This window comes from Bradyrhizobium sp. MI1.11, assembly GCF_055811255.1.
This window is the reverse complement of sequence record NZ_JBVVPM010000004.1, coordinates 199,217-211,213: the sequence shown is the minus strand read 5'-3', so window position 1 is coordinate 211,213 and position 11,997 is coordinate 199,217. Positions and strand designations below refer to the sequence as shown.

Genomic DNA, 11,997 nt, shown 5'->3' with positions numbered 1-11,997 from the left:
GGGGGGGGGGGGGGCGGGGCGGCCCCCCCCCCCCCCCCCCCCGCCGCGGGGCCCCCCCCCCCCCCCCCCCCACCACACACCCCCCCCACCCCCCCCCCCCCCCCCCCCCCCCCCCCCCCCCCCCCGTCGCGCCGGCGGCGATCCTGGCCTTCTCTTTGACGGTGGGGCGCATCGGTCCTGCAATCTACCTCATGTTGAACTCTGATCCAATCTATGGTCAGTAGCCGCGCCCGCGACACGCGCGGCCAACATGCATTCCGGAAGGTCGATCCATGAACGAGGATGTCAGCGACGGCTGGGCCGCGTCCGCGGTCGCCTGGATCGTCGAGCAGGGCGAGGACGGCGACTATGGCCGACGCTTCGTGCTGGACGCGCCGATGCAGGCGCGGATCGAAGGGCGAGGCTTCCGCAATGCGCTCGACGTCGGCTGCGGCGAGGGGCGCTTCTGTCGCATCATGCAGCGCGCCGGTATCCGCACCACTGGCGTCGATCCAACCGAAGCGCTGCTCGCGCGTGCCATGGAGTTAGACCCGCAGGGCGACTATCGGCTCGGCCGAGCCGAGACGATGGATTTCGGCGCGGAGTTCGATCTGGTCGTCAGCTATCTCAGTTTGATAGACATGCCCGATCTCGCTGGATCTGTCGCGAGGATGGTGGCGGCGCTGCGGCCGGGCGGTACGCTCTTGATCGCCAACCTGACCAGCTTCAACACCGCCGGTCCGTCCGAGGGCTGGACACGTGACGGCGAGGGCGTCTTGCGCTTCGTCATCGATCATTACATGGACGAGCGGCCGACCTGGGTGACATGGCGCGGCATTCGCGTCCAGAACTGGCATCGTCCGCTCTCCACCTACATGACGCTGCTGCTCGATCACGGACTCCAGTTGCGCCTGTTCGTTGAGCCGCAGCCTACGGGCGGTGATCCCGACAGAATTGCCCGTCATCGCCGGGTGCCCTTTTTCCACATCATGGAGTGGCAGAAGCCGGCTTGAGGGACGAGGCCTGCGATTTCGGACGCGCAGTTGAACTGCTAGTGTGTTCGCGACGGAATCTTGATTTGAGGTCCGCCCGATGACCGCCAATCGTCCACCCGTGCTCGCCCATGAGCGGTTCGCCGCCGACCGCGACAATTTCGCGGGCCTCGGCCTCGCCGCGCGGTTCGAGCGGATCGAGCAGACCAACCTGTGGGGCGCGGCTAGTTCGGTGTCGGGCCTCGGCTCGGAGGACCCCGCGACCGCAGCGGTCCGCGAGGTGCTTCCTCCACTGCTGCAACGGCTCGGCGCGCGCTCGCTGCTCGATGCGCCCTGCGGGGACGCGGGCTGGATCGGCCGCGTGAGGCTGGATCTCGACTACACCGGCATCGACATCGTTCCGTCGCTGATCGCGGCCAATCGCCAGCGCGTGGCGGGCGGCGAGTTGTCCGGCCGGTTTCTCGTTGCCGACATCACGCGCGATGCACTGCCGCGCGCGGATGTCGTTCTGTGCCGGGACTGCCTGGTGCATTTGAGTTTCGGCAATATCGCCCGCGCCGTCGCGAACTTTCGCGCCAGCGGCGCGCGTTTCCTGCTGGTCACGACGTTTCCCGAATGGGACGACAATCGCGATTGCGAGGACGGCGACTGGCGCGCGCTGAACATGGAGAAGGCGCCGTTCGACTGGCCGGCACCGCGCGAGCTGATCAAGGAGCATTGCGAGGAGGGCGGTGGCGGCTGGCGCGACAAGAGCCTCGGGCTGTGGCGGCTCGATCAATTGTAGCCCGGATTGCGCTGCGCTCCCTCCGAACTAGAGGACCAACGCAGGTGGAGTGAATCCCGATGATCGATGCCCAATGCAGGTGCGGCGCTCTCGCGCTGTCGCTTCCAGGACCTTCCAGCCTCGTCGTTGCCTGCCACTGCATTGACTGCCAGCGTCGAACCGGCGCGCCGTTCGGTGTCGGTGCCTTCTATCCCACAGAGGTTATTACGATCTCGGGAACGTCGAAGGAGTACGTCCGGACAGCCGCAAGCGGCGGCAAAGTCCGCAGCTATTTTTGTCCCGAGTGCGGTTCGACGGTCTATTGGAAGGCGGACAATCTGCCTGCGATGATCGGCGTTGCCGTGGGCGCGATCGCGGATCCGGACTACCCGGCGCCCATCCGCTCGGTTTTCGAGCAGTCGAAACATGCCTGGATGGAAATATCAGGCGCTGAGCACTTCGAGCAAGGCAGCACACCTAAGCATTCGAAGTGAGCCTTGCGCTCAAAAGCTGGTGCCGGCTGAGGGGATTGGAAACTAGCTGCAAGGACCTGATAATACACGTTAATTTCTACAATAACTCGGCGCGATACCAACAAGACTACCAACATTTCGCGGATGCTGGCGCAATTTTCGGAGGGGATAAGGTGGCCGGGAATATGCCCGGCGGTGCATCGGACGTGTACTATCGGGCCGGTGCAACGGGAGAGTTTCGCTGGCCGACTACTATCCATTGATCCTGCGCGCGGTGAAGGGCTTGCACCCCAACGCTACCGGAGAGAGCCGCCGCGCGTTCTATGAACGCGCGAGAGCGGCGCTGATTTCACAGTTGCGGAGTGTACAACCGCCGCTGTCCGAAAGCGAAACCACGCGCGAGCGCTTGGCTCTAGAGGAGGCCATTCGGACAGTTGAAGCTGAAATCGGCCGTAAAGATGATCCCGAAGGAAGCATCAAGGCCGATTGGTTTCGCTCACCAAAAGCTGAACCTGAACAGACCGATAGCGATCCTATCGCCGAATTGGCTCGACTAATCGGACAGACCGATCCGTTCGGAAGGTCGGCTGCCGCGCGACGTCCTGAGGAACCTTCGGAGGTAAATTTCAGCCCCGTACACCCACTACATCGCTATGCCGCACAGCAACCTCTTGATCCGTTCACATCGGACGAGCCCGTCATCCCCGCCGGTCCACCACGGTGGTTAGAAGATATGCGCAAAACAATGAGGAATGTTGTCGACGAGATCGATGCCTTAGGAGCGATTGACGGTCCGCCGGCGCCTCCAATCGAGATCATACCGGAACAAGACCTCGCCACTGCGATCGCGTTTCGGCCATCGCGCCGCGGTCCCTTGGAGCTGCTGCCCGATCCACCGAAGGACCCGCACGACCCCGAACAGTCGCAACTTTATTCCCGCGTTCGTCAGCAGCTCCAGAAGCTGCAAGCAGACATTCCTAGCCAGGAGCGCGCTCAAATAGATGATGCTGTGAACGACTTTTTGGCACAGCCCGCGAGTTGGCAGCATATCGAATTCAAGAAGGTCTTGTGGCTTTGTGGAAACGCACTTCGAAACATCCTTGCACAACACGACGCGGTCAAGGACAACCCCGAACCACATTACTCAAAACTGCCCCCATCAGTTGCTGAGGCAATGCGCCGCCCGGTGGAAGCGTGGAATGTTTTCGTTCTGGGCGACCACGATATGGTCGATTTGGACGCGAAACGGCTAGGCCCTCAAGAGCAGCAGTCGGTCATAAACGATATCGAGACTGCCAGACCCATAGTCGAAAGCGCCGCCGCCGATCGAAACATTACAACCGAGCAGACCGCTAAGGTCTTGGATGCCGGTCTACATGCCGCGTCCACAACATCGGACAACATCAACGCCAGACAAGCGCAACAGGTCGTTGCTGGCACCGTCAAAAACTTGATTACGCAACTCGTTCGCCGCGCCTACTTGACGTGCCTAGCTATCGCCGAGCCTAGGACCGACGAGGATCAGGCGCTCGCTGCTGAATATAAGAAAGGAATTGCCCGTGGCGCAGGAACTGGCGTTGGAACTGCTGCAGTCGGCGCAGCCGTCACGGCTACAGCAATTGCGGTGCCATACGCGTCGTCGTTCTTCGAGTTTGTTGTTCAGCACGCGGTGGCCATCAAGGAATATTTCGCAATTGCTTCCCACAGTCCGCAGCTAGTTCAGGTGATAGATACCATCGAATATGTTCGTCTGAAGCTCACCTCAGAGACGAAATGACTGCGCTTCCGCGAACGTGGCAGAGCGGCACAATCGCCAAGGTCTTTTGGACCCGCTTTGCGGCTTTGGCGGCAACGGTCGCCGCGGTCAGCGCCGCGACCGGCTGGGCGTATACGATCTTTCACAAGTAGGTTTTTGGCTGCATGGATCGCCTACTGTCAAAGACCAGCGGCCGCCGCCGCTTCCGCGGCCCGCGGTTGCCCGCTGGCCCGCTCAAGCTGACGCTGGCGGAAGGAGCCGCGCGACAGATCGACGCTGCGATCGACGCGTTGGAGCGGGGTAAGTTTGACGTTGCGCTGACCCTCGCCGGCGCCGCCGAAGGGATGATAAAGCGCGACGGGCTCCACCTGTTTGTCGGTTTGCGCGACAATCCGCGCGCTGAAGAGAGGTTTACGGAAAAGAAGGAATGGATCGTGACACTTAACCGAGAGCGCGACTGGCTCAAGCATGGTGGAGAGGACGTAATGGCGATCGAATGCTTCGACGCCGCCATGATGATAGCGAGGGCGGCATCCAAGCTGGAAGTCTGGACAGCGAAGATGGAAGACTTTCGCGACTGGTTCTTGAAGAATTTGGATATCGTCTAAGCCGCAGCAGGCAGCCTTGGACAAGAGCTTGGGGGACAGAGGATTTGACACCCGATCAATTCATAGCGAAGTGGAGGAGCGCCGAACTAACCGAACGCGCGGCGGCGCAATCTCACTTCATCGATTTGTGTCATCTGCTCGATGAACCCACCCCTTCGGACGTCGACAAAAAGGGCGAGTGGTACGCGTTTGAGCGCGGCGCAACGAAAACGACCGGTGGCGAGGGCTGGGCCGACGTCTGGAAGCGCGATCATTTCGGCTGGGAATATAAGGGCAAGCGAAAGGACCTGAACGCCGCGTTCTCACAGCTCCAACAGTATGCGCTCGCTCTCGAAAATCCGCCGTTGCTGGTCGTTTGCGACATGGATCAGTTTCGTATTCATACGAACTGGACCAACAGCGTTTCCAAAAAGTACGAATTCAAGCTTGATGACCTCCGCGATGCCAAGGTCCGCGAGCAGTTAAAGTGGGTCTTCGCTGATCCTGAGCGGCTGCGTCCCGGCAAGACGCGGCAGATGCTGACCGAAGAGGCCGCGGCGGAATTCGCCAAACTCGCGCAGAGGCTTCGCGACCGCGGCCACGATGCGGAGATTGTTGCGCACTTCATCAATCGACTAGTGTTCTGCATGTTCGCAGAGGACGTCGACCTTCTGCCGAACAAGATGTTCAAGCGCATGCTTGAGCATTCGGCAACCGCGCCGGAGCAATTTCGGGAACTTGCGAGCGATTTGTTCAAAGCGATGCAGTCCGGCGGGCGTGTCGGCTTCGAACAAGTGGCATGGTTCAACGGGGGCCTGTTCAATGACGACAGCGCACTTCCGTTGGATAGTGATGACATTGCGATTGCGTTGAACGCGGCGCGGCTCGACTGGGCTGAAGTTGATCCGTCCATTCTAGGAACCCTCTTCGAGCGCGGGCTGGACCCCGGCAAGCGGTCCCAGCTCGGCGCACACTACACTGACCGGGAAAAGATCATGAGGATCGTTGAGCCGGTCATCATGCAGCCTTGGTTGAAGGAATGGGAGAACACTAGATCGCAAATTTCCAAGGCGATGGCCGATGTAGCGGAAGCGCAGCAACGGACGCCAAGCAAGCAGTCGGAAGCAAGGAAGGTGTTTGCCTCAGCCCGCCGCGCCGAAGAGACCGCGAAACGTTCGGCCGTGCGCCTGTTCACAGATTTTTTGGAGCGTCTGCGAAACTTCAGGGTTCTTGATCCAGCTTGTGGTTCCGGAAACTTCCTCTATCTGGCTCTCCTGACCCTTAAAGACTTGGAGCATCGCGCAAACATCGAGGCCGAATTGCTAGGGCTCACTCGGCGCGCGCCTGCCGTGGGGCCGGAGGCAGTCCTAGGCGTCGAAATCAATCCTTATGCTGCCGAGCTAGCCAGAGTTTCAGTTTGGATCGGCGAACTGCAATGGATGCGCCGCAACGGATTTGGTGTTTCCGATCGCCCCATATTGAAGCCGCTTCATAATATCGAATGCCGAGATGCGGTGCTGAATGCAGATAGCACTGAGGCCGCATGGCCCGATGCCGACGTAATCGTTGGCAATCCGCCGTTTCTCGGGGATCGCCAGCACAAACTCATTCTTGGGGAGACTTATACAGATCGATTGCGCGCGGCATATGAGGGGCGCGTTGCCGGCCGTGCCGATCTGGTCGTCTATTGGGTGCAAAAGGCGACAGAGCTTCTGTTGAACCACAGAATTCAGTCGTTCGGTCTCGTTGCCACGAAATCAATCGCTAAAGGTGCGAGCAGGCGTCCTTTGGATATGCTCTCGGCGCGAGGTCGAACTATCTTTGATGCTTGGACGAACGAGCCGTGGGTCGTCGACGGGGCCGCGGTTCGAGTAAGCATTGTCTGTGCGGCCTTGCCGGAAGCCAACGAACGACTTCGCAACACCTTGATACTAAATGGCGCGCCAGTAACGAACATCAATCCGGACTTAAGTTCCGGCATCGATATCACGCGAGCGCTTAAGCTGCCGGCAAATCGCGGCTTGGCATTTCAGGGGGTAAAGCTTACCGGTCCATTCGATTTTGACGGCGCGGAGGCGCGATGTTTGCTCGCGCTCCCAATCAATCCGAATGGAAGATCAAATTCGGACGTGATCGCCAGATTGTACGACATCGACGATATCGTCGGCCGCGATAGCGATAGGTGGTGCGTGGACTTCGGCACTAGCTTCACGGAACGCGAGGCCGCTCTGTACGAAGCTCCTTTCGCGATCATCAAAGACAGGGTCGTGCCATTTAGAAGCGATCCGAAAAAGTCTCGGAGTGACGAAGAACGTCTCAAAAGCCGGTATTGGGAATTTCAGCGTCCTCGACCAGAAATGCGACGCGCGCTGACGGGCAAGAGGCGCTTTCTCGTGACGCCGGAGAGCTCTGAACACCGTGTTTTCGCCTTCGTGCCCAACACAGTGCGCATACAAGGAAGCCTATTCGCGATCACGCGCGATGACGATTTGATCTTTGGAATATTGTCATCGCGAATTCACGAAGTCTGGGCGACCGCACAGGGCAATCGGCTGGGGCAGGGCAATCAGCGACGATACAACATTGGCGTTACTTTCGAAACGTTTCCATTTCCGGCCGGGCTAACCCCCGACCTCTCCGTGGAAGCTCAGACGGAGAGCCCATTTGCTGCGGCGATCATAGAGGCGGCCGCCCGGTTGAACGATCTTCGAGTGAGATGGCTGAACCCGCCCGACCTAGTCAGGACAGCGCCGGAGGTCGTTCCCGGCTATCCCGACCGCGTCATTCCGATAAACGAAGCCGCCTCAGAAACGCTGAGAAGGCGGACACTGACCGATCTCTACAACGAGATGCCCACTTGGCTTGCAAATGCGCATGATGACCTCAACCGGGCGGTAGGGGCAGCTTATGATTTGCCGTTAGAGAGTTCCGAGGGAGAAATACTGGCCCAGCTGCTGCGAATGAACTTGGCGACGGTGCAAGAAGATATGGTTCCGGAGCTTTCAGTCGACTAGTGCCGAACCGGCACCGTCGTTCACTGATCGACAGATCATAAGAAGCTGAGGCTCCGAAGTTGCGCTCCCTGCGATGTCTTTTGTCAATTTCGGCGATGCTACTGATGTTCGGATCGCCGGCCGCTCAGGCCGGCGATCATTCAGCCGAAACGCCGGAATGCAAACAAATCACGGCGAGGATCATCGAGCGGACGAATACGCATTTTGGTCACTTCTCGCCATCTGGCGGCAGTGTCTTCTTCAAGCAGCCGGACATGGTCTTGATCTGCGACCCCAAGTTCGTCACTTACATCTCTCTGAATTGGGATGTGAGCGGCTTCCCTTCGAACGATTGGTTCGCGTTGGCCGCAACGGCTGGCAACGCCGTCACGGGTGTCGACGTGAAGAAATTAGAAGCGGCAGCGCACCGATGCCATCGGGCTGCACTCAAAGTCACAGATGAACAAGCTACCGTAGCTCTTCCTGGCGCGACGGTCGGCTGTCAGGCATTCACCAGAGACGGCGGAGGCGTGATCGTGGATGTATCGATACCACTGCGAAAGGGCTGAACTGTTCAACGCAGAGCCGGCCCGGCACTCCGCCCCGTTATTGCCTGCGAAATAGCCAGACCCTGCCCGAATTGGTTAACGAGCTGTTAATCGGCGTTCGGCAGGCTTGCGGTAAGCGCTGCCGATTAGCCCCCCAGCCACGGTAGCGCGAAGCGATGGCCGGCGGCAGCGATGCCCGCCGGCCATTTCGTTGGTGACCGCCGCTCGCAAACGCCGCGGCGGAGCCCCAGAGGCGGGGCGTGTGGATGCGTCGGTCATGAGGCCAACGCTTACCGCCCACGCCCGCCACAATCCGTTCTGTCAGTCAGAACGTCGGGAAAAGTCTTTCCAAAGAAGGGCAAGTCCTTTCCAACAAACAGGAACGGACTACGGACGAAAGACGAACCTAATTGATCAATCCAGTCCACCCTTCTGCCCGCGATCCTGAACGCTGGCGTTGCGCATGCTTGGACCAAAAGATCGCGTCATCGAATTGGCCGGTCTGATCAAGCTGTCCAGTTTAGCGCTTGTCGAAGGCCTTCGCACGCTGGGATAGAACGGTTTGAAGTCCGGTGATGATCAACTTGTTCAGTGTCTGGCAATCGCTGTGCGACAAGTAAGGAAGCTGGCGCGAACTCTTCCACTGCTCAATGGCGGCGGTGACCGCGGCGCATAATTCGTCATCAGTCGGGCTGGTCATTTGTCGACCTCAATGCGATCGGATCGGCGCTACCTAATCCGCTGCGGATGTGAGCTTGCCACCTTCGACCGCCGCCGCTCGATCACTCTAGTATCTGAGCAAAGATTTTCCCACTCTTCTTACTCGCTCGCCCGCGCTGTTTTTGAAAGCGCTGCAAGCGAGCGTAAACCGCTTGGCGGGTACGCCCTAGCCGGCGGCCGACCTCCTGAGCTGTGGCGCCTGCGCCAAAGAGCGACAGCAATTCCGCCTCTTCGTCTGGCAACCACGGACGGGTCGATGTGCGATTGTTCGTCATGCGCGACGCCCCGAACGCCTAGATGCGCGGCGGCGCTGGGCGCCGCGGTGGGTCGGGAAACCGAGTTGGCTGCTCTGATCGTGGCGGCGCCGGCAAGCGGCTGGGCTCGGCCGGGCGATTACCGCGCGTCATCCACGCTGCCAGACGAGCGTAGCTTCGCCTGAGAGCCGGAACAAGCCATACCGCCGAAGCTTCCTCGCGATCCATGCCGCAGAACAATATCCATGGACCATTTAGAAAAGATTGCCGTCGTTCCGATCCGTAACTGATCGTAAATGATGCAATGGCAACAAACGGCTATGGAAGCCAAACGCCCGCTTGAAACGATAGGTCAAGACGTCGGTCACCACGAACGACGGAGGCCGTTTTTCAATCAGCATCACCGCCAAATGCTCGATGCTCTTCGTGACCGCGATTGGGTATCGTCTTCGAAGCTTACCGATCACCCCGGAACAAAGCTCGCCCTTCTGCGAAACGGATGGATGGAGCGACGCTCAACCTGCGAAGGTGTCGAATATCGTTTGACCGAAGCCGGCCTGACGGAGCTTAGCCGGCCCCGATAGCCGGCGAACCGGTGGGAAACGAGGAGCGTCTCGAACGCCCAAAGCGTCGCAGCGGTGCCGGTCAAGAACGGAAACATTCGGCGCCCCTCCACCGTGAGCTGTGACTGCGCGAGCCTGCCTATCCAGTTCGCTTTGCCAATTCGGCCACGATCAAATCCCGCTCCTGTAAATAAGCCTTTTGGTTCTCAATCAGGGTGTCGAGAATGGAGAACGCAAGAGCTAGATCGCGCCCTTCGCGCTTGCGCTGGGCGATGACACTCTCTTGCAGCCTGATATGTTGCTCGCCTTCCCGGAGACGACGCTCGGCTAGGGTCAAACGCTGGGCCAGCCGCGAAAGCGGCCGCTCCTGCGTCCGCTCAGGCTCGAAGCGGGCGAGACGGCGTGAGCCACACCAGACCTCGACATGGTCGTCCGCCACCGCCGCAGAGCCTAGCTGTAGAGCCTCATCGGCGCTGTTGCAGTCGATCTCTTGCGCATTCAGTGTCCTGCCGTAGTCGTCGACCGTGAAGATGTAGCAGCGCATCGAAGTTGGCAGCTGGTGTTCAGTCAGGAATTCGGACGCGGGCCTAGACGTTCCTCGGCATTCACCGGGTTAAAACATTCCGGTGTCCCTTCCCGTTCCCGAATTAACTTCCAGCGCGGATATCAAGCTTAACTTGAAGCTGCGGTTGCGGCGCCGCGTAGGCGGGATAGCTTTTGCGCACCGGACATTGCCCCGTCCGGGAACACCCAGACGGAGCCGTCGCGCCATCATATTCGACGCGGCGGCTCTCGTTTATCGACGCGAGGCCGCCTCATGCGCAGACTGCTATTGGTCATGTTCGGCGTCTGTTTTTGGATCGCCTTGCTGGCGGCAATCGTTACGACGGTGGCGCGCCTCGGTACTGAAGCGAAGGAGCGGCGCGGTCAGAATGTGGCGGCTCAATTCTCGAAGGCCAAACGGTGACACGCCTGCACAACGACAAAGGCTGCTTCAACGAATATCACATGCAGTTCCTCCGAATGCTTGTCGAGCGCGGAGTTCGCTTCCTCATCATCGGTGGTCAGGCCCGCGCGGTGCACGAAGGAGCGACAACGCGGGACCTCGATGTCTGGGTCGACATCTCGACGGCTAACCGCCCAACCTTAGATAATGCGCTGGTTAGTTGGGTCGCCAAGTACCCAATGCATTCGGCGACCGACTTCTCTCCGCCGTTGCCGTTGCGAGTGGGCGTTCAGATGAAGTTTCCCGACGCCAACGTCCTTTTTCTGGGCGCCGACGGGGAGCCACATGAGATCAAACCTGAAGACGGCATTGACGTACTCACCTCGATCGCTTCTGCCGATTTTGTCGAATACTACAAACGAGCGGAATGGCATGAGATAGCCGGTCTCCGCTTTCCCTTCCTTGCCCGCGACGACCTCGACGGGATCAGCCCTGTGAAGAGCTAAGTCGTCGCGAGGGGCGCCTGCCAGCTGAAGGTAGCGACGAAGCGGACCTGAACTGATCCGCCGCGACCTGACGCCGGCGCAGCGCGCGAAGCTGATCGCCAAGCGGAAGGCGGCTCATGAAACGGTCCATCCGGAGACGAAGCACGGCGGCGCGCGGCGCGGGTCAAGTCCCAAAGTTGAGGACTTGAAAAGCTTCGCAGCCGAAACGGCCGCCAAAAGTGGCCGATCGCGGCAATCCGTCGAGCGGGACGCCGCCCGGGCCAAACGGCTACGCCCCGACCTAGACCGCGTCGCCGGGACGTCGCTGGACAAGGGCGCCGAACTGGACGCGCTCGCTGCGATGCCGAGCGAAGCCCGCGCGCCGCTGATCCAATGGAAATCCCCTGGGCTTCTCGTGAACCAGTAACGCAATTGCCAACTGATTGCCGAACTCACGGGGCAGCGTTTAACGCCAAAATTGCGATGACCGCCGTCACGACTGCGACTGTCATGGTAACTGTTTCGAAGCCGATCCCCCACTCGCTGCCTTCACCGTAGGTCCACCACAGAAGAACCAATCCAAAAAGAATGCACGCGCCGCCGTTAACGATGACGCGATGGGCCCTTATATCGAGAGGATACGCGAGAATAGCTATTCCCAAAATCAGAAGCGCCACTCCTGTTGCTCTGGTCAAAAGGTTCGAACCACGCTTGTGTCCGGGCATCGCTGGTACTCCCATCTTGGTTGATCAGACCAAAGAAATATCTCCTTACAACTTGAGAGGGTAATCGCACTGCGCTGAATGTCGAGGGCCTTTGAGTTCGAAGCGGAAGGTAACAGAGGCCGCCGATCTTGAGGCTGCCCCGAAAACTTTCCGCCGGATCGCTGCGACCTGCGCCTGTTCCAGATTTAACTTTCCGCGGCGACATCAAGCTTA

General features: G+C 59.7%; 13 protein-coding genes. 10 read left to right on the top strand and 3 right to left on the bottom strand.

Annotated features, from left to right (window positions below; all coding sequences use genetic code 11):
* Positions 1-272: 272 nt before the first annotated feature.
* The 8 genes from AC0L30_RS06215 (at position 273) to AC0L30_RS06180 (ending at position 8,112) form a co-directional block, all read left to right on the top strand.
* Positions 273-992: a class I SAM-dependent methyltransferase gene (locus AC0L30_RS06215; protein WP_473404019.1), complete on the top strand. Its 720-nt coding sequence runs from the start codon at positions 273-275 to the stop codon at positions 990-992.
* A gap of 79 nt (positions 993-1,071) precedes the next feature.
* A complete protein-coding gene (locus AC0L30_RS06210; protein ID WP_473404018.1) occupies positions 1,072-1,755 on the top strand; it encodes a class I SAM-dependent methyltransferase in 684 nt (227 codons plus the stop codon).
* Between the two features lie 59 nt (positions 1,756-1,814).
* Positions 1,815-2,228, top strand: coding sequence for a GFA family protein (locus AC0L30_RS06205; RefSeq protein ID WP_473404017.1), 414 nt, complete (start codon positions 1,815-1,817; stop codon positions 2,226-2,228).
* 220 nt (positions 2,229-2,448) lie between these two features.
* The gene (locus AC0L30_RS06200; protein WP_473404057.1) at positions 2,449-3,984 is read left to right on the top strand and encodes a hypothetical protein; all 1,536 of its coding nucleotides are present in this window, start codon (positions 2,449-2,451) and stop codon (positions 3,982-3,984) included.
* Positions 3,981-4,115 carry a hypothetical protein gene (locus AC0L30_RS06195; RefSeq protein WP_473404016.1) on the top strand — a complete coding sequence of 45 codons (135 nt, stop codon included), beginning with the start codon at positions 3,981-3,983 and terminating at the stop codon, positions 4,113-4,115. The genes AC0L30_RS06200 and AC0L30_RS06195 overlap by 4 nt, the downstream gene beginning before the upstream one ends.
* A 12-nt stretch (positions 4,116-4,127) precedes the next feature.
* Positions 4,128-4,571 carry a hypothetical protein gene (locus AC0L30_RS06190; RefSeq protein ID WP_473404015.1) on the top strand — a complete coding sequence of 148 codons (444 nt, stop codon included), beginning with the start codon at positions 4,128-4,130 and terminating at the stop codon, positions 4,569-4,571.
* Positions 4,572-4,615: 44 nt separating this feature from the next.
* On the top strand, positions 4,616-7,564 hold the full coding sequence (locus AC0L30_RS06185) for a class I SAM-dependent DNA methyltransferase (RefSeq protein ID WP_473404014.1): 2,949 nt from the start codon (positions 4,616-4,618) through the stop codon (positions 7,562-7,564).
* Between the two features lie 104 nt (positions 7,565-7,668).
* Positions 7,669-8,112, top strand: a complete 444-nt coding sequence (locus AC0L30_RS06180) for a hypothetical protein (protein WP_473404013.1) — start codon at positions 7,669-7,671, stop codon at positions 8,110-8,112.
* 499 nt (positions 8,113-8,611) lie between these two features.
* On the opposite strand, the gene AC0L30_RS06175 is transcribed toward AC0L30_RS06180, so the two are convergent.
* Complete coding sequence (locus AC0L30_RS06175; RefSeq protein WP_473404012.1) at positions 8,612-8,791, bottom strand: hypothetical protein; 180 nt, start codon at positions 8,789-8,791, stop codon at positions 8,612-8,614.
* A gap of 976 nt (positions 8,792-9,767) precedes the next feature.
* On the bottom strand, positions 9,768-10,172 hold the full coding sequence (locus AC0L30_RS06170) for a hypothetical protein (RefSeq protein ID WP_473404011.1): 405 nt from the start codon (positions 10,170-10,172) through the stop codon (positions 9,768-9,770).
* 419 nt (positions 10,173-10,591) lie between these two features.
* On the opposite strand from AC0L30_RS06170, the gene AC0L30_RS06165 reads away from it, so the two are divergent.
* Positions 10,592-11,080: a hypothetical protein gene (locus AC0L30_RS06165; RefSeq protein WP_473404010.1), complete on the top strand. Its 489-nt coding sequence runs from the start codon at positions 10,592-10,594 to the stop codon at positions 11,078-11,080.
* Between the two features lie 184 nt (positions 11,081-11,264).
* On the top strand, positions 11,265-11,486 hold the full coding sequence (locus AC0L30_RS06160; protein WP_473404009.1) for a hypothetical protein: 222 nt from the start codon (positions 11,265-11,267) through the stop codon (positions 11,484-11,486).
* Positions 11,487-11,511: 25 nt separating this feature from the next.
* Here AC0L30_RS06160 and AC0L30_RS06155 read toward each other — a convergent pair whose 3' ends face one another.
* On the bottom strand, positions 11,512-11,784 hold the full coding sequence (locus tag AC0L30_RS06155; protein WP_473404008.1) for a hypothetical protein: 273 nt from the start codon (positions 11,782-11,784) through the stop codon (positions 11,512-11,514).
* Positions 11,785-11,997: the final 213 nt, after the last annotated feature.